Source organism: Xanthomonas sp. BRIP62409, assembly GCF_003992965.1.
Lineage (GTDB): Bacteria > Pseudomonadota > Gammaproteobacteria > Xanthomonadales > Xanthomonadaceae > Xanthomonas > Xanthomonas euroxanthea.
In genome coordinates, this window is sequence record NZ_QEZJ01000020.1 from 55,837 (window position 1) to 81,594 (window position 25,758).

The 25,758-nt window shown below is 66.6% G+C and carries 20 protein-coding genes and 1 other RNA gene; 2 read left to right on the forward strand and 19 right to left on the reverse strand.

The window, feature by feature from the left end; translation table 11 throughout:
* Nucleotides 1-309 precede the first annotated feature (309 nt).
* Both secA and EO170_RS09505 read right to left on the reverse strand, forming a co-directional pair.
* Nucleotides 310-3,048, reverse strand: coding sequence for a preprotein translocase subunit SecA (secA, locus tag EO170_RS09500; RefSeq protein ID WP_104584574.1), 2,739 nt, complete (start codon nucleotides 3,046-3,048; stop codon nucleotides 310-312).
* A 155-nt stretch (nucleotides 3,049-3,203) separates the two neighbouring features.
* Nucleotides 3,204-4,148, reverse strand: coding sequence for a M23 family metallopeptidase (locus tag EO170_RS09505; protein ID WP_104649684.1), 945 nt, complete (start codon nucleotides 4,146-4,148; stop codon nucleotides 3,204-3,206).
* On the opposite strand from EO170_RS09505, the gene EO170_RS09510 reads away from it, so the two are divergent.
* On the forward strand, nucleotides 4,149-4,595 hold the full coding sequence (locus EO170_RS09510; RefSeq protein WP_104543326.1) for a DUF721 domain-containing protein: 447 nt from the start codon (nucleotides 4,149-4,151) through the stop codon (nucleotides 4,593-4,595).
* Nucleotides 4,596-4,781: 186 nt separating this feature from the next.
* Here the strand turns inward: EO170_RS09510 and lpxC are convergent, their stop codons facing one another.
* The 15 genes from lpxC to mraZ all read right to left on the reverse strand — a co-directional run bounded on the left by lpxC (nucleotide 4,782) and on the right by mraZ (nucleotide 22,633).
* Entirely contained in the window at nucleotides 4,782-5,693 is a 912-nt protein-coding gene (gene lpxC, locus EO170_RS09515; protein ID WP_104584571.1) for a UDP-3-O-acyl-N-acetylglucosamine deacetylase, read from the reverse strand.
* 232 nt (nucleotides 5,694-5,925) lie between these two features.
* Complete coding sequence (ftsZ, locus tag EO170_RS09520; RefSeq protein WP_104584569.1) at nucleotides 5,926-7,170, reverse strand: cell division protein FtsZ; 1,245 nt, start codon at nucleotides 7,168-7,170, stop codon at nucleotides 5,926-5,928.
* A 292-nt stretch (nucleotides 7,171-7,462) separates the two neighbouring features.
* Nucleotides 7,463-8,698: a cell division protein FtsA gene (ftsA, locus tag EO170_RS09525; RefSeq protein ID WP_003485272.1), complete on the reverse strand. Its 1,236-nt coding sequence runs from the start codon at nucleotides 8,696-8,698 to the stop codon at nucleotides 7,463-7,465.
* A complete protein-coding gene (locus EO170_RS09530; RefSeq protein ID WP_126944409.1) occupies nucleotides 8,695-9,531 on the reverse strand; it encodes a cell division protein FtsQ/DivIB in 837 nt (278 codons plus the stop codon). The genes ftsA and EO170_RS09530 overlap by 4 nt, the downstream gene beginning before the upstream one ends.
* A 169-nt stretch (nucleotides 9,532-9,700) precedes the next feature.
* On the reverse strand, nucleotides 9,701-10,657 hold the full coding sequence (locus tag EO170_RS09535; protein WP_119129625.1) for a D-alanine--D-alanine ligase: 957 nt from the start codon (nucleotides 10,655-10,657) through the stop codon (nucleotides 9,701-9,703).
* Entirely contained in the window at nucleotides 10,654-12,087 is a 1,434-nt protein-coding gene (gene murC, locus EO170_RS09540; protein WP_104584564.1) for a UDP-N-acetylmuramate--L-alanine ligase, read from the reverse strand. The genes EO170_RS09535 and murC overlap by 4 nt, the downstream gene beginning before the upstream one ends.
* Nucleotides 12,084-13,355 carry an undecaprenyldiphospho-muramoylpentapeptide beta-N-acetylglucosaminyltransferase gene (gene murG / locus EO170_RS09545; protein ID WP_126944412.1) on the reverse strand — a complete coding sequence of 424 codons (1,272 nt, stop codon included), beginning with the start codon at nucleotides 13,353-13,355 and terminating at the stop codon, nucleotides 12,084-12,086. The genes murC and murG overlap by 4 nt, the downstream gene beginning before the upstream one ends.
* On the reverse strand, nucleotides 13,352-14,725 hold the full coding sequence (ftsW, locus tag EO170_RS09550; protein ID WP_126944415.1) for a putative lipid II flippase FtsW: 1,374 nt from the start codon (nucleotides 14,723-14,725) through the stop codon (nucleotides 13,352-13,354). Before ftsW ends, murG begins: the two co-directional genes overlap by 4 nt.
* A complete protein-coding gene (mraY, locus tag EO170_RS09555) occupies nucleotides 14,725-15,810 on the reverse strand; it encodes a phospho-N-acetylmuramoyl-pentapeptide-transferase (protein ID WP_104538520.1) in 1,086 nt (361 codons plus the stop codon). Before mraY ends, ftsW begins: the two co-directional genes overlap by 1 nt.
* Nucleotides 15,800-17,293, reverse strand: coding sequence for a UDP-N-acetylmuramoyl-tripeptide--D-alanyl-D-alanine ligase (murF, locus tag EO170_RS09560; RefSeq protein ID WP_126944418.1), 1,494 nt, complete (start codon nucleotides 17,291-17,293; stop codon nucleotides 15,800-15,802). The genes mraY and murF overlap by 11 nt, the downstream gene beginning before the upstream one ends.
* Entirely contained in the window at nucleotides 17,290-18,765 is a 1,476-nt protein-coding gene (locus tag EO170_RS09565) for a UDP-N-acetylmuramoyl-L-alanyl-D-glutamate--2,6-diaminopimelate ligase (RefSeq protein ID WP_206514004.1), read from the reverse strand. Before EO170_RS09565 ends, murF begins: the two co-directional genes overlap by 4 nt.
* A gap of 8 nt (nucleotides 18,766-18,773) precedes the next feature.
* Nucleotides 18,774-20,642 (reverse strand): penicillin-binding protein 2, encoded by a 1,869-nt coding sequence (locus EO170_RS09570; RefSeq protein ID WP_104584549.1) that lies wholly within the window; start codon nucleotides 20,640-20,642, stop codon nucleotides 18,774-18,776.
* Between the two features lie 217 nt (nucleotides 20,643-20,859).
* A complete protein-coding gene (ftsL, locus tag EO170_RS09575; RefSeq protein ID WP_005991913.1) occupies nucleotides 20,860-21,123 on the reverse strand; it encodes a cell division protein FtsL in 264 nt (87 codons plus the stop codon).
* The gene (gene rsmH / locus EO170_RS09580; protein WP_164740988.1) at nucleotides 21,120-22,163 is read right to left on the reverse strand and encodes a 16S rRNA (cytosine(1402)-N(4))-methyltransferase RsmH; all 1,044 of its coding nucleotides are present in this window, start codon (nucleotides 22,161-22,163) and stop codon (nucleotides 21,120-21,122) included. The genes ftsL and rsmH overlap by 4 nt, the downstream gene beginning before the upstream one ends.
* Before the next feature lie 14 nt (nucleotides 22,164-22,177).
* Complete coding sequence (mraZ, locus tag EO170_RS09585; RefSeq protein ID WP_016903087.1) at nucleotides 22,178-22,633, reverse strand: division/cell wall cluster transcriptional repressor MraZ; 456 nt, start codon at nucleotides 22,631-22,633, stop codon at nucleotides 22,178-22,180.
* A 314-nt stretch (nucleotides 22,634-22,947) separates the two neighbouring features.
* Between mraZ and EO170_RS09590 the strand changes: the two genes are divergently transcribed.
* Entirely contained in the window at nucleotides 22,948-23,703 is a 756-nt protein-coding gene (locus EO170_RS09590; RefSeq protein WP_126944424.1) for an NRDE family protein, read from the forward strand.
* A 596-nt stretch (nucleotides 23,704-24,299) separates the two neighbouring features.
* Here EO170_RS09590 and rnpB read toward each other — a convergent pair.
* An RNA gene (gene rnpB / locus EO170_RS09595) (RNase P RNA component class A) lies at nucleotides 24,300-24,726 on the reverse strand.
* A 163-nt stretch (nucleotides 24,727-24,889) separates the two neighbouring features.
* On the reverse strand, nucleotides 24,890-25,711 hold the full coding sequence (rsmI, locus tag EO170_RS09600) for a 16S rRNA (cytidine(1402)-2'-O)-methyltransferase (protein ID WP_126944427.1): 822 nt from the start codon (nucleotides 25,709-25,711) through the stop codon (nucleotides 24,890-24,892).
* Nucleotides 25,712-25,758: the final 47 nt, after the last annotated feature.

Genomic DNA, 25,758 nt, shown 5'->3' on the forward strand with positions numbered 1-25,758 from the left:
TCGAACGCTCCTGGCGTCTATGCCACGGGTTGCAGACCGTGCCTGGCAACCACGCAAGCCAAGCCGTTGGCAGGGAGTAGGCGGAGAGTTGGAAAAAGCGTGAGATTCAGTGGGGTCATTGCACCCCGCCACCCACATTCCACGCCTGAGTATCAGCAGCTCCAACGAATCCCTTCGTTAGCAGAACCCCCTTGGTAAGGGGGCGCGCCAACGGCGCGGGGATCGGAAGCAAGGACCGTGCACCAGGCTTCCGCGACGCGGACGCCTGTGTGCAGCCCGCCAGGCGGGCTGCACCACGGTCAACTCAGCTCAGCTGAGTTGACCGTGGCAGTGCTTGTACTTCTTGCCACTGCCGCAGGGGCATGGATCGTTACGGCCCACCTTGGGCTCGTCGCGGGTCACCTGCGACACCGGCACCGGAGCGTTGCCGCCCTGCATCTGTTCCACTTCCTCGTCGGCACCGTAGCCGCCGGCGTCCTGATGCTGGAACTGCGAGGCCATCAGCCGCGCCTGCGCCTGCAGGCGTTCCTGCTCTTCCAGCTCGGCCACTTCCTCCTCGCTGCGGATGCGCACGCGCGCCAGCAGGTTGATCACTTCGCGCTTGACGTTCTCCAGCATCTCGGAGAACAACTCGAAGGCTTCCTTCTTGTATTCCTGCTTGGGCTGCTTCTGCGCATACCCGCGCAGATAGATGCCCTGGCGCAGGTAATCCATCTTGGCCAGATGCTCCTTCCAGCCCTGGTCCAGCACGGTCAGCATCACGTGCTTCTCCAAGGCTCGCATGGTGTCGCTGCCCACCGCCACTTCCTTCTCGGCAAAGTGCGCATCCACCGCCGCCTGCACCTTGGCCGCGATCTGCTCGGCGTCCAGTTCTTCCTGCGTGCGTGCCATCTCGCTCAGCGCCAGCGGCATGCCCAGCTCCGATTCCAGCGTGGCTTCCAGCCCCTTCAGGTCCCACTGCTCGTCGACCGAATTGGGCGGCACGAAGCGCGCGACCAGGTCGTAGATCACATCGCCACGGATGCCGTCGACGTTGTCCTTGACCGATTCGGCATCCAGCAATTCATCGCGCTGGGCGTAGATCACCTTGCGCTGATCGTTGTTGACGTCGTCGAAATCCAGCAGGTTCTTGCGGATGTCGAAGTTGTGCGCCTCCACCTTGCGCTGGGCCTTTTCGATCTGCCGGCTGACCAGGCGGTCTTCGATGACGTCGTCTTCCTTCATGCCCATCATGCGCATCGCCTTCTGGACCCAGTCCGAGGCGAAGATGCGCATCAGGTTGTCTTCCAGCGACAGGTAGAAGCGCGAGGAACCCGGGTCGCCCTGACGACCGGCACGGCCGCGCAGCTGGTTGTCGATACGGCGCGATTCGTGCCGCTCGGTACCGATGATGTGCAAGCCGCCGGCCGCCTTGACCGCGTCGTGGCGACGCTGCCATTCGGTCTTGGCCGCAAGGCGCTGCTCGTCGCTGATGTCCTCGCCCATGGCATGCAGTTCGGTTTCCAGCGAACCGCCCAGCACGATGTCGGTACCGCGACCGGCCATGTTGGTGGCGATGGTCACCGCGCCCGGCTGGCCGGCGTTGGCCACGATGGTGGCTTCGCGCTCGTGCTGCTTGGCGTTGAGCACTTCGTGCTTGACCCCGGCCTTGCGCAGGTGCTCGGACAGCATCTCCGAAGTCTCGATCGAGGTGGTACCCACCAGCACCGGCTGGCCGCGCTTGGCGCAGTCTTCGATGTCGGCCAGCACCGCGTTGAACTTGCCCTTGCGGTTGAGGAACACCTGATCCGGATGGTCCTTGCGCACGGTCGGGCGGTTGGTCGGGATCACCACCACTTCCAGGCCGTAGATGCTCTGGAATTCGTAGGCTTCGGTATCGGCCGTACCGGTCATGCCGGACAGCTTCTTGTACATGCGGAACAGGTTCTGGAAGGTGATGCTGGCCAGCGTCTGGTTCTCGCGCTGCACCGGCACGCCTTCCTTGGCCTCGACCGCCTGATGCAGGCCGTCGGACCAGCGACGCCCGGACAGGGTGCGTCCAGTGAATTCGTCGACGATGACCACTTCGCCATCGCGCACGATGTAGTCCACGTCGCGCTGGTAGATCGCATGCGCGCGCAGCGCGGCATTGAGGTGATGCACCACGCTCAGGTTCTGCGCGGCATACAGGCCGTCCTCGGCATTCTCGAGAATGCCGGCCTGCATCAGCAATTCCTCGGCGTGGCCCATGCCCGCCTCGGACAGATGCACCTGCTTGCCCTTCTCGTCGATCCAGTAATCGCCCTCGCCCTCTTCGCTTTCCTGCCGGGTCAGCTGCGGCACGATGCGGTTGACGCGGATGTACAGCTCCGGCGATTCGTCGGCCGGGCCGGAGATGATCAGCGGGGTGCGCGCCTCATCGATCAGGATCGAGTCGACTTCGTCGACGATCGCGTAATGCAGGTTGCGCTGGTAGCGGTCGGCCCTGGACAGCGCCATGTTGTCGCGCAGGTAGTCGAAGCCGAACTCGTTGTTGGTGCCGTAGGTGATGTCGCTGCCATAGGCCTCGCGCTTGTCGCTGTGCGGCATGCCCGGATACACCACGCCCACGCTCAGGCCCAGCCAGTTGTACAACTTGCCCATCTGCGCGGCGTCGCGGCGGGCCAGGTAGTCATTGACCGTGACCACATGCACGCCCTCGCCCTGCAGCGCGTTGAGGTACACCGGCAGCGTGGCCACCAGGGTCTTGCCTTCACCGGTGCGCATCTCGGCGATCTTGCCCAGGTGCAGCACCATGCCGCCGATCAGCTGCACATCGTAATGGCGCATGCCGAGCACGCGGCGGCTGGCCTCGCGGCACACCGCAAAGGCTTCGGGAAGAATCTTGTCCAGGGACTCGCCGGCGGCAAGTCGCTGCTTGAACTCCGGGGTCTTGGCTTGCAGCTCGGCGTCGGAGAGCTTCTCGATCGTCGGCTCCAGCGCATTGATCTGGGTGACGAGGCGGTTGAGCTGGCGCAGCTGGCGTTCGTTACGACTGCCAAAGACACGGGTAAGCAGACTGTTGATCATTGAAGAAACCGGTTGAAAAGGAACGGTTTGACCGACGCCGGTCCCCAAGACCCGGCCGCCGTAAACGAAACAGGGCGCACTGCGCCCTGTCGATGGCAACACCCTATTGTAGCTTGGGGCGGGCCTTCACGAATCAAGCACCACCCGCGCCGTCGTCAACCGCGCCCGCGGCGGCCCACCGGCGTATTGGTATCGCCCAGGAACTTGCGCGGATTGACCACCCGCCCGTCCGCCCACACTTCGAAATGCACGTGCGCGCCGGTGGAGCGGCCGCTGGAGCCGGCCCTGGCCACCTGCTGGCCGGCGCGGACCAGATCGCCCACCTTCACCACCAGGCGCGAGTTGTGTGCATAGCGGGTCACGTAGCCGTTGCCGTGGTCCACTTCCACCACGTTGCCGTAGCCGCCGCGCACGCCGGCGTAGCTGACCACGCCATCGGCGACCGACATCACCGGGTCGCCTACGTTGGCGTGGAAGTCCACCCCCTTGTGGAAGGCCGAGCCGCCGTCGAACGGATCGGCACGACCGCCGAAGCCGGAGGTGATGTAGGTGTTGCGGATCGGCATCCGCGAGGGCACCGAATTCTGTTCGAGCTGATGATCGAACATCAGCGTGGCCAGCACGTTCAGTTGCTGGCCGGAGGCGGAGAACTGCTGTTCGACCTGCCCTAGCGTCTGCTTGAGCGATTCGACCGGCATGTCGCTGACCGGCTCATCGCCGCCACCGACGCCGACCGGCGCGTCGAAGTCGAACTCGCCGTCCTTCAGCTTGCCCATTTCGGTCAGCCGCTCGCCCAATGCATTGAGACGGGTGGCCTGCGCCTGCAGCTCGCCCATGCGCGCGGCCAGTGCGTTGACCTGCGCCTGCGAGGCGCGCTGCGCCTGGGCCAGCTCGGCCTGCTGCCGGGCAACCTTGGCCTGCAACGCGGAATTGGTCACCATGCCGGTGGCGGTGCTGGCACCGATGCCGATCAACATGCCCAGCCCAAGCACGGCACCGAGGACTACCATCGGTCGATCCGCAGCGAAGCCCTGGAACTGCCGGGCCAACCGTTGCGCCCGGGTTTCGCGAGATTTGATTACAACTTTCTTCAACGCCATATGAGTGTCATGTCCAAGCCCAAGTCCAACGCACGCAACCCTTCCGTCCCACAACCGGCCATCGAGGCCGCGTTGGGTGAAAAGGCTGGCGACCCCTTGCGCCGCGCCTTGTGGCTCGATGCGCTGGACCGGCAGTTGCGCCCCCTGTTACCGCCTCATCTGGCCACCCGTTGCCGGCTGGCCAATGTCAGAGACGAACAGCTGGTTTTTCTGGTTGATTCACCTGTCTGGCATGCCAAGTTGCGACTTGCCGAGACCCAATTACTGGATGCCGCCCGATCCATCGGACTGAAGGCCACCGCAGTGACCATCAAGACCACCACCACCCCGCTGCATTCCCCAACGCAGCAGAATCGCGAGCGTCCACGTCCTGTGTCGGAGGCCACGCACCGAGGTCTGCGCGATGCGCTGGCCTCCCTGCAGGACGTTCCACCCACCAAACGGTGAGTGGGTGCCGCCTGTTACGCGACGGCCATCGCGGCGTGAAAGAGTTGCGAAGGCCGCGCACGACCCGACGCATCCTAGCGGGCCTGGGCCGCGCAGGAGTTAGAGAAGTCTTAAATAAAAGTTAAGAACGGGCCGTAAATCCGACGCAGTTCACACTTCGAACGCCGATTACGGCATTCCCCGACATCAGGCGTAGACGGGGCTGGCGTAGGTGACCGGTGGCTGCACGCTGCCCTCGGGGAAGCTGACCCATTCCCAGGCGGCCTGATCCGCCAGCAGCGCGCGCACCAGCTTGTTGTTGAGTGCGTGGCCGGATTTGAAGCCTTCGTAGGCGCCCAGGATGGCGCCGCCGGCCAGATACAGGTCGCCGATCGCGTCCAGGATCTTGTGCCGCACGAATTCGTTGGTGTAACGCAGGCCGTCCTCGTTGAGCACGCGGAACTCGTCCAGCACGATGGCATTGTCCATCGACCCGCCCAGGCCCAGATTGCGCTCGCGCATATATTCGAGATCACGCATGAAACCGAAGGTCCGGGCGCGCGAGATTTCCTTGACGTAGGCCGAGGTGGAGAACTCGATTTCCTGGCGCGACTGCTTGGCCGGGATCATCGGGTGATTGAATTCGATGGTGAAGCCGAGTTTGTAGCCTTCGTACGGCTCGAAGCGCGCGACCTTGTCGCCCTCGCGCACTTCCACCGTCTGCTTGATGCGGATGAAGCGCTTGGCCTTGTTCTGCTCGACGATGCCTGCCGATTGCAGCAGGAACACGAACGGGCCGGACGAACCGTCCATGATCGGCAACTCGGCCGAGGACAGTTCGACGATGACGTTGTCCACACCCAGGCCGGCCAGCGCCGACATCAGGTGCTCGACGGTCTGGATCTTGGCGCCATTGCAGGTCAGGCCGGTGCACAGCGTGGTCTCGGTGACCAGTTCGGCATCGGCAGGAACTTCGACGATCGGCTCCAGGTCCACACGCCGGAACACCACGCCATGATCGACCGGGGCCGGTCGCAGCGTCATGTACACCTTGTCGCCACTGTGCAGGCCGACGCCGGTGGCGCGAATGGTGTTCTTGAGAGTGCGTTGCTGGGTCATATGCGAAGTCTGGATGAACAATGCAGACAGACGCTGAACCGGCTGTCTAATCCGTAGAGATTATCCGAATTTTAACAAGTCGCGCGTGACGGGAACTGTAATTCCCGGGTCACGCAACTGCAAAAGCTGCCGGATCGTGGCCGATCCGGCAGAAAGGACATGGCACAGCATCCCCGGGGCAAACCCCGGGGCGGGACGGACCGCGCCGCCGTAGCGACGCGGCCGACGCTCCTCAGTCGGCCTGGCGGCGCAGGAACGCCGGGATATCCAGGTAGTCGTTGGGCAGGTCTGCGGCCGGCGCAGCGGAGCCGCCACCGTTGTTGCTACCGCTGCCGCTGCCGACCGAGTCGCTGCTCGGACGACGCAGGCCCAGGCCCATGCTGCCGCCGACGGCCTTGGACACCGCATCGCCGCCGCTGGTGTCGAAATCGCCGAACTCCGGCTGGCCGGTGGTGGCGTTGCGTACCAGCTTGATCGGCGCGCGCTGGTCCGGACGCTGGGTCTGGCGGGCAACCGCACGGTTCAGGCCAGTGGCCACCACGGTGACGCGCACTTCGTCCTGCATGTCCGGGTCAAGCACGGTGCCGACGACCACGGTCGCATCTTCCGAGGCGAACGCTTCGATGGTGCGGCCGATCTCGTCGAACTCGGACATGGTGAAGTCCGGGCCGGCGGTGATGTTGACCAGGATGCCGTTGGCACCGGCTAGGTTGACGTCGTCCAGCAGCGGGTTCTGGATGGCGGCTTCGGCAGCGGCCTGGGCGCGATCGTCGCCGCGTGCCGAACCGGTACCCATCATGGCCAGGCCCATTTCCGACATCACGGTGCGCACGTCGGCGAAGTCGACGTTGATCAGGCCCGGACGCACGATCAGGTCGGCGATGCCCTGCACGGCGCCCTGCAGCACGTCGTTGGCAGCGCGGAAGGCCTGGATCATGGTGGCGTTGCGGCCGAGCACGGTGATCAGCTTTTCATTGGGGATGGTGATCAGCGAGTCGCAATGCTGGCTCAGTTCCTCGATGCCCTTCAGCGCGACCTGCATGCGGCGACGGCCTTCGAACGGGAACGGCTTGGTGACCACGGCCACGGTCAGGATGCCCATTTCCTTGGCCAGCTGTGCAACGACTGGCGCCGCGCCGGTGCCGGTGCCGCCGCCCATGCCGGCGGTGATGAACACCATGTCCGCACCCTGCAGTGCGTCCATGATGCGCTCGCGATCTTCCAGCGCAGCCTGGCGGCCGACTTCCGGATTGGCGCCGGCGCCCAGGCCCTTGGTCACGTTGGTGCCGAGCTGCAGCTGCAGCTTGGCGCCGCAGTTCTTGATCGCCTGCGAGTCGGTGTTGGCGGTGATGAACTCCACGCCATCGACATTGGTGTTGACCATGTGCGCGACCGCGTTGCCGCCGCCGCCGCCCACGCCAACGACCTTGATGACCGCGTTGGGAGCCATTTTTTCAATCAGTTCGAAATGTGCCATGTCAGTGTCCTCTTGAGCCGGGATTGGGGAGTCGGGATTGGGGAGTCGCAACAGCGCTGGTCCCTGCCCCACTCCGCACCACGGCGAGTATTGTTGTTTGAAAGTCGGGATTCGTGTGCCGGGGCCGTAGATCCGCGATGCGTTCTACGACTCACCTCACCTACTCCTCGACGCAATGCCTGCAAAAAATTTTACCGCCTACCCGCTCGCCGCTCTCTACTTATCTTCGCCGCCGCCCTGCTTTTCTTTCGCTCTTGCCAATTCCAAATCCCGAATTCCAAATCCCGGCTCCTCAGAATTCCCCGCGATACCAATTCTTCAATTTCTTGAACAAACTGCCGGCCCGTCCGGTCGGGATCGACGGGCGCCGCGGGTGTTCGATCTGGCTGCCCATCAGCAACAGGCCCACGCCGGAGGCGTGCACCGGGTTGCCGACGACTTCGCCCAGGCCGGTGACGTGCTGGGGAATGCCCACGCGCACCGGCATCTGCAACATTTCTTCGGCCAGTTCAACCACGCCTTCCATCTTCGAGGCGCCACCGGTGAGCACCATGCCGGCGCGCACCATTTCCTCGAAACCGGAGCGGCGCAATTCGGCCTGCACCATCTCGAAGATTTCCTCGTAACGGCCCTGCACCGCCTGCGCCAGCGCATGCCGCGGCATGCGGCGCGGCGGGCGATCACCCACCGACGGCACCTGGATGCTTTCCTCGGCGGTAGCCAGCTGCGCCAGCGCGCAGGCGTAGCGCACCTTGATCTGCTCGGCTTCCGGGGTCGGCGTGCGCAACATGTGCGCGATGTCGTTGGTGACGTGGTCGCCGGCGATCGGCAGCGAAGCGGTATGGCAGATCGCGCCCTGCACGTAGACCGCCAGGTCGGTGGTGCCGGCGCCGATATCCACCAGCACCACGCCCAGTTCGCGCTCGTCGGCGGTCAATACCGCCACGCTGGAAGCCAGCGACGACAGCACCAGGTCGTCCACCTGCAGGCCGCACTTCTGCACGCACTTGGTGATGTTGGCCGCGGCCGACTGCGCGCACACCACCAGATGCGCGTGCACCTCCAGGCGCACGCCGGTCATGCCGACCGGATTGCGGATGCCTTCCTGCGAATCGTCCAGCACGTATTCGCGCGGGATCGCATGCAGGATGCGCTGGTCGGCGGGAATGGCCACGGCCTTGGCCGCATCCAGCACGCGCTCCAGATCGCTCCAGGTCACTTCGCCGTCGCGGATCGGCACGATGCCGGGCGAGTTCTTGCACTGCACGTGGTTGCCGGAAATCGACGCATACACCGAACGGATCTCGCAGCCGGCCATCAGCTCGGCCTCTTCGACCGCACGCTGGATCGACTGCACGGTGGATTCGATGTCCACCACCACGCCGCGCTTGAGACCGCGCGATTCATGCGAACCGATGCCGATCACTTCGATCGGATTGCCGGGCGAGTACTCGCCGACCAGCGCGACGACCTTGGAGGTGCCGATGTCCAGTCCAACGATGAGGGATTTGTCGCCTTTGCGGTTCATGTCTTAAAGCCGGGATTCGGGATTTGGGATTCGGGATTGGAGAAAAGCGGGGTATGGGTGCGAGGGAGTTGCAGCACGACCGTGTGATGTGCGGCGGGCGTGGACGGCGGAGGTCTTTTCTTGGTCTCAGGCACCACGTTTTCCAAATTCCGTTCGACCGTGAAGCCGTTTGTGTAGCGCAGGTCGGCGCGGGCGATCGGGCGTTGCGGGTCGGCCAGTTGCGGCAGCACGCGGGCGAAGCGTTGCAGGCGGGCGCGGGCGTCGTCGCGGCCGATCACGATCTGCACGCCGTTGCTCAGGCCCAGCGACCAGCTGCCGCGCGCATCCATTTCCAGACGTTCCACATCCAGCCCGGTCGGCGCGAACAGCGCGCGCGACTCGTTGTAGAGCGCCACCACGTCCTGGGTCTTGCTGTCCGGGCCGCCGAGCTGCGGCAGCTTGAAGTCCTTCAACAACGGCGGGGTGCGGAACAACCGGCCCTGCTCGGACAACATGCGGTCGGTGCCCCAGCGCGCGAACGGCTTGTGCTCGGTGACGTGCACTTCCAGCACGTCCGGCCAGCGCTTGCGCACCTGTGCACTTTCCACCCACGGCAGGCGCGCGATGGCGTCCTGCGCGTTCTGCAACTTCACCGCGAAAAAGCCCGCGCGCGCATACGGCAGGACCACCGCACGTAACTGCTCGGCCGGCACCCGCTTGAAATCGCCCGACACCCGCAGCCGCGCCAACGGCCAGCGCTCGGCACCGACCCAGCCATTGAGCACGGCCACCACCGGCAACGCGACCAGCGCCACCGCGAGCAACCACGCCAGGATGCGCAGGGTGGCGTTCATTGGTGTGCTCCGCACACGGGATTCGGCATTGGGGATTGGGGATTCGCAACGGCGCGCGCTGCGCTCGCGGGATTGGAAATTCGGGATTGGGGATTCGCCACAGCAACGGCAACGGCGCGCATGGCGTCGCTGTTAGCCAATCCCGAATCCCGAATCCCCAATCCCGGCGTCATAGCGTCTGCTCCAGCACGCGCCAGACCAGTTCTTCGAAATCGATGCCGAGCTGGCGCGCGGCCTTGGGCACCAGCGAGTGACTGGTCATGCCCGGGGCCGTGTTGACTTCCAGCAGATACAACTGGCCGCTGGCGCGGTCGCGCATCACGTCCACGCGGCCCCAGCCGCGCGCGCCGGCGGCGCGGAAGGCATCGAGCGCGAGCTGGCGAATCTGCGTCTCGGCATCGCCGTCCAGGCCCGGGCACAGGTACTGGGTGTCGTCGGCCACGTATTTGGCGTCGTAGTCGTACCACTGGCCCTTGGGCACGATGCGGATCGACGGCAACGCGACCTCGCCGAGCACGGCCACGGTGAGTTCGTCGCCTTCGATCAGCTGCTCCATCAGCAGCGCGCCGTCGTAGCGCGCCGCCAGCACCACCGCCTCTTCGAGCTGGGACTGGTCGAACACGCGGCTGATGCCGACGCTGGAGCCTTCGTTGGCTGGCTTGACGATGACCGGCAGGCCGATCTGCCGTGCGGCGGCATGGATGTCATCGGCACTGGCGCCGGCGGCCAGGCGCGCGTAGCGCGGCGTGGGCAGGCCCAGCGACAGCCACACCTGCTTGGTACGGATCTTGTCCATGCTCAACGCCGAACCCAGCACGTTGGAGCCGGTGTACGGCACCTTGAAGGCTTCCATCAGGCCTTGCACGATGCCGTCTTCGCCGCCGCCGTTATGGCCGTGCAGCACGTTGAAGACCCGATCGAAACGCTGCTCGACCAGGGCCTGCGCCAGGGCCGGAATGCCGTCGACCGGCTGCGCATCGACGCCGCGCGCACGCAATGCCTCGAGCACGTTGCCGCCGGAATTCAACGACACCTCGCGCTCGGACGAGGTGCCGCCGAGCAACACCGCGACACGGCCGAACGCGGCCGGATCGCTGATGCGTGCATTGGGAATCACCGCGCTCATGCGGTCGCTCCGGTGAAGCCGTTGTTGATGATGTGCTGTGCGACATAGCCGATATCGCCGGCGCCCATCATCAGCAGCAGATCGCCGTCCTGCAGCACGTCCGGCAGCACTTCGGCCAGGCCGGAAATCTGCCCGACCACCACCGGTTCGCTGCGGCCGCGCGCACGGATCGCACGCGCCAGTGCACGCGCATCGGCGCCCGGAATCGGTGCCTCGCCGGCCGGATAGACCTCGCTCAGCACCAGCGCATCGACGGTGCTCAGCACCGCGGCAAAGGCGTCGAACTGATCGCGGGTACGGCTGTAGCGATGTGGCTGGAACGCCACCACCAGGCGCTTGTCCGGCCAGCCACCGCGGGCGGCGGCGAACACCGCTTCCAGCTCGCGCGGATGGTGGCCGTAGTCGTCGACCACACGCACGCGCGCACCGGTGCTGGTGGTGACTTCGCCCAGGTCGTTGAAGCGGCGGCCGATGCCGGCGAAGTTTTCCAGCGCACGCGCAATGGTCTCCGGCGCCACGCCCAGCTGCCAGCCGATCGCGGCAGCGGCCAGTGCGTTGAGCACGTTGTGACGGCCCGGCAATGCCAGCGTCACCGGCGTGGTGGTGCCTTCGGGCAGGCGCAGCGTGAAGCGCATGCGCGGGCCGTCCTGCACCACGTCTTCGGCGCGCACGTCGGCGTTCTCGCTCATGCCGTAGCTCATCACGTGGCGCGGTGTCTTGCCGGCCAGCGCGGCCACTTCCGGGTCGTCGATGCACAGCAACGCCAGCCCGTAGAACGGCAGGCGCTGCAGGAATTCGGCGAATGCGGCCTGGATGCGTGCGAAATCGTTGCCGTAGTTTTCCAGGTGATCGGCATCGATGTTGGTGATCACCGCCATCAACGGATTCAGGCGCAGGAAGCTGCCATCGCTTTCGTCGGCCTCGGCCACCAGCCATTGGCCACCGCCGAGCTTGGCGTTGGCACCGGCGGCCAGCAACTGCCCGCCGATGACGAAGGTCGGATCCAGCCCGCCTTCGCTCAGCACGGCCGCCGCCAGGCTGGTGGTGGTGGTCTTGCCATGCGTGCCGGCCACCGCGATGCCGCGACGGAACCGCATCAGCTCGGCCAGCATCGCCGCACGCGGCATGATCGGAATGCGCTGGCTGCGCGCTTCCATCAGCTCGGGGTTGTCTTCGCGGATCGCACTGGACACCACCACGCAATCGGTGCCGAGCACGTTGGCCGCCGAATGCCCGCGCATCACCCGCGCGCCCAGCTTGGCCAGCCGCCGTGTCGCCACGTTATCGGAGTTGTCCGAACCGGAGACTTCATAGCCCAGCGTCAGCATCACCTCGGCAATGCCGCTCATGCCGGTGCCGCCGATACCGACGAAATGCACGCGCGGAAATGCACGCACCAGATCGCCACTATCCTGCAGACGGCGGATCACTGGGCACCTCCGGCAGAGGTGCCGGGATTGGAGATTAGGGATTGGAGATTGGCAACGGCGGCGATCGATCGCGCCGAAAATTGACCATTAACGGATTTCTGCATGCTTTCCTGCTTGTGCTGTTGCTCTTTACGAATCCCCAATCCCGAATCCCCACTCCCGGCCTCCTGCAGAATGATGTCGGCGATGCGTTCGGCCGCATCCGGTTTGGCCAGGGTGCGGGCGGCCTGTGCCATCGACAGGCGACGTGCGGGGTCGACGAGCAGGGTCTGCAAGACCTGCTGCAGGCGCACGGCCAGGGTGTCGTCCTGCTTGAGCAGCACGGCGGCGTCGGCGCCGACCAGGTATTCGGCATTGCGGGTCTGGTGGTCGTCCACCGCTGCGGCAAAGGGCACCAGCACGCTGCCGATGCCGGCGGCGCACAGTTCGGCCAGCGTCGATGCACCGGCGCGGCACACGACCAGGTCGGCCCAGGCGTAAGCGGCGGCCATGTCGGCGATGAACGGTTCGACGCTGGCGTTGACGCCCGCCTGCGCGTACGCCGCCTCGGCTTCGGCGCGCAGCTTCTCACCGCACTGGTGGCGCACGTCCACATCCGGGTGGCCGAGCGCGGCCAGTGCCGCCGGCACGGCCTGATTCAATGCGCGCGCGCCCTGGCTGCCACCGAGCACCAGCACACGCACGGCACCGCCACGGCCGACCAGACGCGTGGCCGGCGCGGGAAGCGCTGCGATTTCGGCGCGCACCGGATTGCCCACCGCTTCCTCGCCAGCGAAGCTGCCCGGGAAACCGGTCAGCACACGGCGCGCAAACCGCGACAACACCTTGTTGGTCATGCCGGGGGCGCGGTTCTGTTCGTGCACCAGCAACGGCACGCCGAGCAGCCGCGCCGCCAGGCCACCCGGGCCGGCCGCGAAGCCGCCGAAACTGATCACCGCACGCGGCTGGCGCTTGCGCAGCACGAAACCGGCGGCGCGCACTGCGCGCATCACCCGCACCGGTGCACCGAGCAATTTCACCAGCCCCTTGCCGCGCAGGCCGCTGATGGCCAGCGTGTCCAGTGGAATGGCGTGCTGCGGCACCAGCCGGGTTTCCATCGCTCCATCGGCGCCCAGCCAGGTCACCGGCACGCCACGCGCGCGCAGCACCTTGGCCACGGCCAGACCGGGGAAGATGTGCCCGCCGGTGCCGCCAGCCAGAATCATCACTGGTCGACTCCCCGCACCTGGATGTGCGGGCGTTTGCGAGGGGTTCGCATGGGCACTCATGCAATCCTCCCGAAGGTCGGTTCCACCCGCGGCTGCATGCGGCTGGTGCCGCGCAGGATGGCCGACGCCGGTGCCACCGATGCGGCAGCGACCGGTGCGGCCGCGGGTGCGGCGGCAACTGGGTCACGCTGCGGCTTGTGCGCCGGCGCATAGGCTGGCGCGGCCGATTCGACCACCGGTTCGGCCGGCTCGGCCGACGGCGCGCCCGCGCCCTGCGGCGACAATTTGCTGCGCAGGCGCTCGGCACGATCCATCTCGTAGGACACGCGCAACAGCAGACCCATCGCCACGCAGGTCATCAGCACCGACGAACCGCCGGAGGAAATCAGCGGCAGGGTCAGGCCCTTGGTCGGCAGGATGCCCAGGTTCACGCCCACCGAGACGAAGCTCTGCAGGCTGATCCACAAGCCGATGCCGAAGGCGATGTAGCCGGAGAAGTGACGCTTCATTTCCACGCAGCGCATGCCCAGCCAGAACGCGCGGCCGACCAGCAGCGCGTACAGCGCGATCACCCCGCACACGCCGACAAAGCCGAGTTCTTCGGCAATGACCGAGAAGATGAAGTCGGTATGCGCTTCGGGCAGGTAATTGAGCTTCTGCACCGAGGCGCCCAGGCCCACACCGGTCCACTGGCCGCGGCCGACCGCCATCAAGGCGTTGGACAGCTGATAGCCGGAGCCGAGCTGGTCGGCCCACGGGTCCAGGAACGAGGTGATGCGACGCAGCCGGTACGGCTCCAGGATCGCGATGAAGGCGAACACCGGCAGGCCGAACACGATCGGCATCGACATGCGCGGCAGGTTCACCCCGCCCAGCACCAGCATGCCGGCGGTGATCGCCAGCAGCAGCGTGGACGAGCCGAAGTCCGGCTGCATCAGCAGCAGGCCAACCAGGGCGATCGCCACGCCCAGCGGCTTGAGCATCGCCGGCCAGGTCGCGTTGACCTCGTCGCGAAAGCGCACCAGATAGCTGGACAGCCACACGATGTAGAGCACTTTGACCGCTTCGACGGTCTGGAACTTCGACACGCCCAGGTTGATCCAGCGCTTGGCGCCGTTGACGCTGCTGCCCAGGCCGGGCACGAACACCACCATCAGCAGGCCGAAGCAGGCCAGCAGCAGCACCTGGTTGTACTGCTCGATGGTCTTGAGCTCGGTGCGCATCGCCCAGAACGCCAGGCCCACGCCGATGCCCAGGAACAGCAGGTGGCGGGTCAGGTAATAGAACGGGTTGTCGGACAGCTCGATCGAGCTGGACGCCACCATCACCACGCCCAGCGAGGCGAGCGTGGCCGCGGCCCCGAGCAGCCACGGGTCGTAGCGGCCGCCGATGGCGTCCAGTCGCGTGGCCTGGCGGGACATGTCGTTCATCAGCGCACCTTCAACGTGGCAAGGCCGATCAGCACCAGCACCACCGAAATGATCCAGAAGCGCACGATCACGCGCGGCTCCGGCCAGCCTTTGAGTTCGAAGTGGTGATGGATCGGCGCCATGCGGAACACGCGCTTGCCGGTCAGCTTGAAGCTGGCGACCTGGATCATCACCGACAGCGTCTCGATCACGAACACGCCGCCCATGATCACCAGCACCAGTTCCTGGCGCACGATCACCGCGATGGTGCCGAGCACCGCGCCCAGCGACAGCGCGCCGATGTCGCCCATGAACACCATGGCCGGATAGGTGTTGAACCACAGAAAGCCCAGGCCTGCACCGGCGATCGCCGAGCAGATGATGATCAGCTCGCCAGCCCCCGGAATCAGCGGGATTTTCAGGTATTCGGCAAACACCACATTGCCCGAGGCATAGGCGAACACGCCCAGCGCGCAGGCCACCAGCACGGTCGGCATGATCGCCAGGCCGTCCAGGCCGTCGGTGAGGTTCACCGCATTGGAGAAGCCGACGATCCAGAAATAGGCGATCACCACAAAGCTCACGCCGGCCAGCGGCAGCGCGATCGACTTGAACATCGGAATGTAGAAGGTGATCGCGGCCGGCACGTCGGCGGTGTAGTACAGGAACAGCCCCGCTGCCAGGCCGAAGATCGACTGCAGCAGGTACTTCCAGCGCGACTTCAGGCCGTTGGGATCGCGGCGCACGATCTTGATCCAGTCGTCGTACCAGCCGATCGCGCCGAAACAGATCATCACCGCCAGCACCAGCCACACGTAGCGGTTGCGCAGGTCGCCCCACAGCAGCACCGACAGGGTCACCGTCAGCAGGATCAGCGAGCCGCCCATGGTCGGGGTGCCGGCCTTGGAGAAATGCGTCTGCGGGCCATCCTGGCGGATCGGCTGGCCACCCTTGAACTGGGCCAGCTTGCGGATCACCGCCGGGCCCATCCACAACGACAGGAACAGCGCGGTCAGCGCCGCCAGGATGCCGCGGAAGGTCAGATAGTTGAACAGCCCGAACAGGCTCTCCAGTTGCTGCAGCCAACGCGCCAGCTCAAGCAGCATGGGATGCGTCCTCCGCCGGGGCCAGCAGCGCGGCGACGATGCGGTCCATGGCGCTGCCACGGGAGCCTTTCACCAGCAGCGTGGGCGGGGTGTGCGCCGTGGTGGCGGCAGTCTGCGCCGCCGCACCGGTGTGTTCGTACATCGAAGAAGATTCCTGCGTTTGAGTCGGCGAAACGGCGAGCTGCGCCAGATCCGCCTGCAAGGCCGCGATCAATGCGGCATGGGTGGCGAACACGCGGCCGCCCTCGCCGAACGCCTGCGCGGCGGCGGCACTGAGCTCGCCCAGCGCGTATAGGCGCTGCAGCTTGGCCGCGCGCGCGCGACGGCCGGCGGCCGCATGCAAGGCCACGCCTTCCGGGCCGAGTTCACGCATGTCGCCGAGCACCAGCCAGCCCTGGCCAGATGCCGCGGCCAGCGTGTCGATGGCCGCGTCCAGCGAACCGGGATTGGCGTTGTAGCTGTCGTCGATCAGCACAGCGCCGCCGGGCAGGGTGTGGGTGATCTGACGACCGGCCACCGGGCGCGCCTGCGCCAGACCGGCGGCGATGACCGGCAGGGCGATGCCCGCACCCAACGCCAGGCCGGCCGCAGCCAGCGCGTTGAGCACGTTGTGGCGGCCCGGCAACGGCAGCGCGATCTGCGCCTGGCCTTGCGGGGTCACCAGCGTGAACTGTGCCCCGCCCGCCTGCAGCCGCAGGCCATGCGCGGTGATCTCGGCACTGGCCTGCAGGCCGTAACGCAACACGCGGCGGCCCTGCACCGGCTGCGCCTGCAGTTGCTGCTCGAACCAGGCACCGAAGGCATCGTCGGCATTGATCACTGCCACGCCATCGGCCGGCAACGCGGCATAGATGGCGCCCTTGGTGCGGGCGACGCCGAGCAGGCTGCCCAGGCGTTCCAGATGCGCGGGTGCGATGTTGTTGACCAGGGCCACGTGCGGCTGCGCGATCTCGGTGAGATAGGCGATATCGCCCGGCTTGCCGGCGCCCATTTCGTAGATCGCCAGATCCGCATCGTCCGGGGCGGCGATCACCGCCAGCGGCAGGCCGATCTCGTTGTTGCGGTTGCCCGGCGTGGCGTACACGGTGGTTCCGTCGACACGCCCGGCCTCGCTCAGGATGGCCAGCAGCAAGGCCTTGACGCTGGTCTTGCCGTTGGAGCCGGTCAAGGCGATCACCCGCGTGGCGCGGTCGCGCTGCATGCCGGCGGCGATACGCGCCAACGCCAGTTCGGTATTGCCCACCAGCACCTGGGGCACGCTCAGCGCCGGCAGCAGCCGATCGACCAGCAGTCCGCTGGCGCCATGTGCCACCGCGTCTGCGGCAAAGTCGTGGCCGTCGAAACGCTCGCCGCGCAGCGCCACATACAGGCTGCCATTGGCCAGCGTACGGGTGTCGTTGCCGACGGTGTCGATCATGGCGTCGTCGCCATGCAGCTCGCCACCGGCCCAGTGGGCGATCAACGACAATGGAGTGAGCTTCATGCGCGCACTCCCAGCCCGGTCCGCGGCAACAAGGCCTGCGCCGCCACGATGGCGTCGTCGAAGGCATGCCGCACACCGGCCACTTCCTGATATGGCTCGTGGCCCTTGCCGGCGATCAGCACGATGTCGGAGGCACCGGCCATGCTGATGGCCTGATGGATCGCCGCGGCGCGGTCGCGCTGCACGATCGCCGCATCCGGACGCGCGAAGCCGCGCAGGATGTCGGCCACGATCACATCGCCATCTTCGCCCCGCGGGTTGTCGTCGGTGACGATCGCCACGTCGGCGTTGACCTCGGCAATGGCCGCCATCTGCGGGCGCTTACCGGTATCGCGCTCGCCACCGCAACCGAATACGCAGATCAACCGGTCCTGCGCATGCGCGCGCAGGCTGGCCAGTGCCTGTTGCAGCGCATCGGGCGTGTGTGCGTAGTCGACGACCACCAACGGTGCGCCATGCGCGCCACCGAGGCGGTTCATGCGCCCATGGATCGGCTGCAGCCGACCGAGCACCTCGGCGATCCGTGCCGGCGCGATGTCCAGCGCAGACAACGCGCCGGCCACGGCCAGCAGGTTGTCCACGTTGAAACGGCCCAGCAGCGGCGAGTGCACCGGATGCACGTGACCGTCGATATGCAGCGCGAAATTGATCCCGTTGTGATCCAACTGCAGCGCCTGTGCACGCACGCTTGCCTGGGCCTGCGCGCGCGAACTCACGCCGATCGCGCGCAGCGCGGGGTCGAGCGAGGCCAGCAGCGTGCGGCCGAAGTCATCGTCCAGGTTGACCACGGCGGCCTTCAATCCGGCGCGCGCGAACAGCCTGGCCTTGGCCGCGCCGTACTGCGCCATGTCGCCGTGGTAATCGAGATGGTCGCGGGTGAGATTGGTGAACACCGCCACGTCGAAATGCACCGCATCCACGCGGCCCTGGTCCAGCGCATGCGAGCTGACTTCCATCGCCACGGCCTGCGCGCCCTCGTCGCGCAGTTGCGCCAGCAAGGCATGCGTCTGCAGCACCAGTGGTGTGGTGAACCCGGTCGGCACGGCGCTGCCGTACAGGCCCACGCCCAGGGTACCGAGCGTGCCGGCGGGCGTGCCGAGCAGCGTCAGGGCCTGTGCCAGCAATTGCACCGTCGAGGTCTTGCCATTGGTGCCGGTGACGCCGACCATGCGCATCGCTCGCGAGGGCTGGCCGTGGAACTGGTCGGCCATCGCGCCCAGGCGCGCACGCAAACCGGGCACGGCGATCGCATCGACCGGTACCGGCAGATCGGCCGGCGCCGGCGGCTCGAACAACACCGCCACCGCGCCATTGGCGCGCGCCTGGTCGACAAAGCCCAGGCCGTGCGCGCCGAAACCGGCGATCGCCACGAAGGCATCGCCTGCACGCACCACACGGCTGTCCATCACCAGGCCCGACACCTGCACGTCGTGCGCAAGCGTCAGGTCAGGCAACAGCTGCGACAGCGGCATGGCGCGGCTCACTGGCGGCTCTCCTGCAACGGTGCGGGCTGGGCGGTGGTGGGCGCGGCCGGCGGTGCGATCGCGGTCGGGATGCCAGCGGACACTTCGTCCACCGGATCCGGCACCAATGCCGGGTCCAGGTCGGCCGGCTGCGGCTTGACTACCGGCTGCCCGGTCTTGCCGGCAGCCTGCGCGGCCAGCCACGACTGGATGTCGTCCGGCGGCACGTCCATCAGCCGCAGCGCGCCTTCCATCACCCGATGGAACACCGGTGCCGACACCAGGCCGCCGTAATACACCTTGCCCTGCGGATCGTTGATCACGATGACGGTGGCAAAGCGCGGACGCGTGGCCGGCACCAGGCCGGCGAACAGCGCGTTGTAATGCCCGCGCTCGTATCCGTTGGCGCCGTTCTTGCGCGCGGTACCGGTCTTGCCGGCCACGTGGTAGCCCAGGATCGCCGCGCCCTTGGCGCCCCCCTGGGTGACCACGGTTTCCATCATGTCGATGACCTGGCGCGCCACTTCGGGGGTGACCACCTGGCGGGTTTCGTTGTGCTGGCCGCGCACGAAGGTCGGCGGGGTCAGCTTGCCGCCATTGCCCAGCGTGGCGTACGCCTGCGCGATCTGCAGCGGCGTCACCGACAGGCCGTAGCCGTAGGACATCGTGGTCTTGGACGGGCCGCTCCAGCGCGCCGGCTGCAGCACCACACCGGCCGATTCGCCGGGAAACCCGCTATGCGGCGCAGCGCCGTAACCGAAGTTGCGGATCGACTGATAGAAGGTCTGGTCCGGCACCTTGGCCGCGATCTTGGCCGCGCCGATGTTGGAGCTGCGCGTGATCACGCCAGTGACGTTGAGCACGCCGTTGTTGCGCGGCACATCGCGGATGGTGAAGCGCCCCACCGACATGTAGCCGGGGTTGGTGTCGATGACGGTGTCCTTGGTCACCACGCCGGCGGTCAGCGCGGTGGCCACGGTCAGCGGCTTCATCGTCGAGCCCGGCTCGACCAGATCGGTGACCGCACGGTTGCGGCGCGCCGAGGGGTTGATGCCGGTGACCGCGTTGGGGTTGTAGGTCGGCAGGTTGACCATCGCCAGCACTTCGCCGGTGGCCACATCCATCACCACCATCGAACCGCCGGCAGCGTTGTTTTCGACCAGCGCGTTGCGCAGCTCCTTGTAGGCCAGGAACTGGATGCGGCGATCGATGCTCAGCGTCAGGTCCTTGCCCGGCTGCGCCGGACGCACCAGATCCACGCTCTCCACGATCGCGCCGCGCGCATCGCGCACCACCTTCTTGGAGCCCGGCTTGCCGCGCAGCCATTCGTCGAAGGCCAGCTCCAGGCCTTCCTGGCCGCGGTCGTCGATATTGGTGAAGCCCAGCACGTGGGCCATCGCCTCGCCTTGCGGATAGAAGCGCCGGAACTCGCGCTGCGAGAACACGCCGGGAATCTTCAGGTCGACAATCGCATGTGCCTTGTCCGGATTGATCCGGCGCTGCAGGTACATGAATTCCTTGCCGGCCTTCTGCGCCAGCTTGGCGTTCAATTCGTCCAGCGGCTGGCCGAGCGCCTTGGCCAGCTCGGGAATGCGGTCCGGATTGCGCAACAGCTCCTGCGGATTGACCCAGATCGATTCCACCGGCGTGGACACCGCCAGCGGCTCGCCGTTGCGGTCGGTGATCATGCCGCGCGAGGTGGCGATCGGCAGCTCGCGCAGGTAGCGCGCTTCGCCCTGGCGCTGGTAGAAGTCTCGGTTGACCAGCTGCACGAACGCCGCGCGGCCGATCAGCGTCACCGAGCACAGGCCCAGCGCGATGCCGACCAGCGTCAGGCGGCCACGCAGGTTGAAGTTGCTGCGCGCGCGGTTGCGGCCGGCTTTCATGGCGCACCTCCGTGTGCGCCACCCTGCGGGCGGCTTCGCCGTGCAAAACGGCTGTCCTGCCGTTTTGTCATGAGCGCAACACCGACATGTGCGCCACCCTGCGGGCGGCTTCGCCGTGCAAAACGGCTGTCCTGCCGTTTTGTCATGAGCGCAACACCGACATGTGCGCCACCCTGCGGGCGGCTTCGCCGTGCAAAACGGTTGTCCTGCCGTTCGCTCATGGGCGCACCACCACGATGTCGTTGGTCTCCGGGAACTTCATCCCGATGCGCGCACGCGCAACCTGATCCACGCGGTTGCTTTCCGCCCAGGTGGCCTGCTCCAGCTGCAGCCGGCCGAATTCGATATTCAATTCATCCCGCGTGTGTTCGAGCTTGGACAACTGCACGAACAGCTTGCGATGCATGTGGCGCATGTACACGACCCCGATCGCCGAGGCGATGCTGCAGGCCAGCAGCACGATGAGCAGCAGGCGGCTCATTGGGCGTCTCCTTGAGACGCCGGGATTGGGGATTGGGGATTCGAGATTCGCTCAGAGCGCTTTTCCAATCCCGAATCCCTACTCCCGAATCCCAGCTTCTCAGCCACCCGCAACACCGCGCTACGGGCGCGCGGGTTGACGCTCAGTTCGGCGTCGTCGGCCTTGATGGCGCCGCTGATCAGCTGCAGCGTCGGCACGAAAGGCTGGGCTTCGGGCAGGCGGCGGTTGCTCGGCGGCGCCTTGGCGTAGCGGGCCATGAACTGCTTGACGATGCGGTCTTCCAGCGAGTGGAAGCTGATCACCGCCAGGCGGCCGCCGGGCTTGAGCGCGCCCAGGGCGGCATCCAGGCCGGCTTCCAGGTCGTCCAGCTCGCGGTTGATATAGATGCGGATCGCCTGAAAGCTGCGCGTGGCCGGATGGGTCTTGCTGTCGCCGCGCGGCATCACCGAGGCGATCAGCTCGGCCAGCTGCGCGGTGCGCAGCAGCGGCTGTTCGGCGCGGCGCGCCACGACGGCGCGCGCGATGCGGCGGCTCTGGCGCTCTTCGCCATAGGTCCACAGCACGTCGGCGATGTCGCGCTCGCTGGCCTGCGCCAGCCACTCGGCCGCGCTCTGGCCGGCATCCGGGTCCATGCGCATGTCCAGCGGGCCGTCCTTGCCGAAACTGAAACCGCGCCCGGCCACATCCAGCTGCGGCGAGGACACGCCCAGATCCAGCAGGATGCCATCGACGGTTGCCGCAGCGACCACCTGGCCAAGACCGGCAAAACTGCCGCGATGGATGGACACGCGCGCATCGCCACCGAACGACTGTTCGGCCACGGCGATCGCGTCGGGGTCCTTGTCCATCACCAGCAGTCGACCTCCCGGGCCAAGGTGTTGCAGCACGCCACGGGCGTGTCCGCCACGTCCGAACGTGCCATCGAGATAAGTTCCGTTTTCGATCACCTGCAGGCCGTCCAGAACCTGCGTGTACAGCACCGGCGCGTGGGCCGCCGGCGGCTGCGACACCGGGTGACCGGGCTGCGCTTCACCGCGCATCCGGGCACCCCGGCTCACAACCTGAGATCGAGCAATTCATCGCCCAGATCCCCGTCAGACAATGTCTGCTGGATCAGTGCGCGATGTGCCTGCTCGCTCCAGAGTTCGAATTTGTCGCCCATACCCAGCAGCACGGCCTTCTTCTCGATGCCGACCGCGTTGCGGTGGCTGGCCGGGATGCTCAGACGGCCATTGGCGTCCAGCTCCAGCACTGCGGAAGAACCCACCAGTTTCTGCTGCAGCGTGCGGACCACGCGCTGGGTGTTGGGCTTGGACATCACATCGTCACGCACCCGCTCCCACTCCTTTTCCGCATACAGCCACAGGCAGCCGGCTTCGAACGGGTTGTAGGTGAGCACCAGGCGATTGCCGCTCACGCGCGTGACCAGGTCGCGGTACGCGGTTGGCACCGCCATACGCCCCTTGTCGTCCACCGTGATGGCAGTCTCGCCCTGAAACACCGAATACAACCTCGAATACCCGCTGGGGGATCATTGAACCACGAAAAACCACAAAACACCTGGTTTTCCCTCCGTTGCCCACCTTAGCAGCGCGTCAAAGGTTGTCAACAACTTTGAGGGCCACAAATCGCCAGTCGCATCAATGAGTTGCGGCACTCTTTAGAGACTTGTTCAAAGGTTATCCACAAGTTGCTGTTTCATCTCAGATTTTGAGATTGAACGAAAATTCAGGGGCGTGAAGGCCATGTAAACCCGACCGCAGTCTCACTTCACACTGCGCCAGCTGCACATGGTTAATGCGCAAACAGGCGACAATCGGCGGCATGTGCCTGGTCGCTCTTGCCTGGAAAACCCACCCGCGCTGGCGCCTGCTGCTGGCGGGCAACCGCGATGAATTCCACGAGCGCCCGACCGCTGCGCTGGCGCGCTGGCCAGCACCCGCCGACGGGGTGCTGGCGGGCCGCGACCTGCGCTCGGGCGGCAGCTGGGTGGGCCTGGGCAGTGACGGCCGCGCCGCGGTGGTGACCAACGTGCGCGACCCGCTCGCCACCGCGTCCGGCCGCTCGCGCGGTCACCTGATTGCCAATTACCTGGCCGGCAGCCTGGGCGCGGCCGTCTACGCCGGCGACCTGGCGGCCGCCGCGCACGAGTTCCCGCCGTTCAATCTGGTGGTGTGCGACGCCGAGCGCTGCGAACACCTCAGTAACCACCCGCCCCTGGCACGCACGCTGGCGCCTGGCATCCACGGCATGTCCAACGGCCCGCTGGACGCGCACTGGCCCAAGACCGCTACGTTGACCGCGGCCTTGCACGACTGGTGCGCCGCAGGCAGCGACGACCTGCAACCGCTGTGGACCGCCCTGGGCAACCCCGCCATCGCGCCGGACCACGCCCTGCCCCACACCGGCGTGGACCTGCCCACCGAACGCCTGCTGTCGGCCGCCTTCATCAGCGGCGCCAGCTACGGCACCCGCGCCAGCACCATCGTCGCGGTGGACCACCACGGCAACGGCTTCATCCACGAACGGCGCTTCGGCCCGAACGGCATCTTCCAGGGCGAGACGCGGCTGGAGATTTAGAGACACCGTTACTGCGTGGCGGGACGATAAGGCAAGAAACAAAGGGCCTGGCCCACGCATCGCTCCCGTAGGCCGGGCAAATGCAGACCGCCCAGCCCCCCTTCTCCCGCCCGTGGGAGAAGGTGGCGCGCAGCGCCGGATGAGGGTGGGATCCGCCACGCATTCCCGCGCTACCCCCATCCGCCCTTCGGGCACCTTCCCCCGCAAGCGGTGGAAGGCAAAAAAGGTCTGGACCCGCCCGTCCCCCTCCGCAAACCGGGAGAACAAAGCAGCAGTCATTACCAAGCAATTCCATCGACAGCAGTTTCATCGATGGCAGACGACCCGACGCTCCAGCAGTGCACCCGAGTGCAAGCCCCCTTGAGTCAAGGGGGCGCGGCGACAGCCGCAGGGGTGTGGCATGCCCGGAGCGGGGCCTGCGGTTCGTACCGCCACCGGCGGTACGAAGCGTGGGTGTCTTCTTTGGGCGAACGCCCGAAGAAGGCAGCGAACAGCCGCAGGGATTTGGAATGCCCGGAGCGGGACCCGCGTTTTGTACCGCCAATGGCGGTACAAAGCGTGGGCACCTTCGAGAAGGGCGAACGCCCGAACGAAGGTGGCGGAGCCGGCCGGTAAGCCGGGTTCTGTCGTGGACAGTCATTCGTCTAGGCGCTACGTCACCGCAGCGCTCAAGCAACCTACCCGGATCCAGCGCGGGCCACGCCAATGGATCCCTATTTGGTCTTGCTCCAGGTGGGGTTTGCCGTGCCGGTCCGTTACCGGACTCGCGGTGCGCTCTTACCGCACCATTTCACCCTTACCGGCCCCTCGCCACCCCTCTGCAGCCTCCGAACGCACTTGGCGATGCTGCGCATCGCCGACACGCTTCAGTGGCGGCAGAGGGGTGACGAGGGACGTAGGCGGTATCTTTCTGTTGCACTTTCCGTCGGCTCGCGCCGCCCAGGCGTTACCTGGCACCTTGCCCTATGGAGCCCGGACTTTCCTCGGCACTCTTGCGAGTGACGCGACTGTCTGGCCGACTCCGCCGGGGCGCACTATACGCTATCGCCACCGTGCACAACGGCGCCGCGACTTCCCCCCGCCGTTGCCGGCAGGCCCGCAATTGCCCGTAGGAGCGCACCCGGGCGCGAGAGGCCTTACCGAGAAAAATCCCAGTGCACGTAAACCTGCTCCTGCAACAGCACACCTAGCCACCATACAAGGCCTTGCGCGGCGCGCCGGTCAGTTCGGCGGCCAGCTTGGCGGCCGTGGACGGCGGCAGGTGCTCGGCAAGCTTGGCGTAGACGCGGCGGCCTTCGGCCAGCAGGCCTTCGGCAGCGTCGGCGGCGCCCTGCACCATCACCACGAACTCGCCCTTGCGCTGGTTGTCGTCAGCTTCGACCTTGGCCTGCAACTGCGCCAGGGTGCCGTCGAGCACGGTTTCGAACAGCTTGGTCAGCTCGCGCGCGATCACCGCCGGGCGCTCGTCGCCGAAGGCCAGGCGCAGGTCGGCCAGCGATTCGACGATGCGGTGCGCCGATTCGTAGAACACCAGGGTGCGGGTCTCGCCGGCCAGGTGCGCCAGGCGCTCGCGACGTGCGGCGCTCTTGGCCGGCAAAAAGCCCTCGAAGCCGAAGCGGTCGCTGGGCAGGCCGGCCACGCTGAGCGCGGCGATCACCGCGCAGGCGCCGGGAACCGGGCTGACCCGGATCCCGGCCGCGCGGGCGGCGCGCACCAGCTTGAAGCCAGGATCGCTGACCAGCGGGGTGCCGGCATCGCTGACGATGGCCAGCGACTCGCCCTCGCGCAGGCGCGCGACGATGCGCTCGGACATGGCGTCTTCGTTGTGGTCGTGCAGGGCCAGCAGCGGGCGGTCGATGCCGAAGTGGCCGAGCAGCTGGCGGGTGTGGCGGGTGTCTTCGGCGCAGATCGCGGCCACGCCACGCAGCACCTCCTGCGCACGCGGCGACAGGTCGGCCAGGTTGCCGATCGGCGTGGCGACCACGTGCAGGGTTCCAGGGGAGGTCATCGACGGTATTCCGTAGGGCAAAGGGTAGAATCGTAGCGTTTTTAACG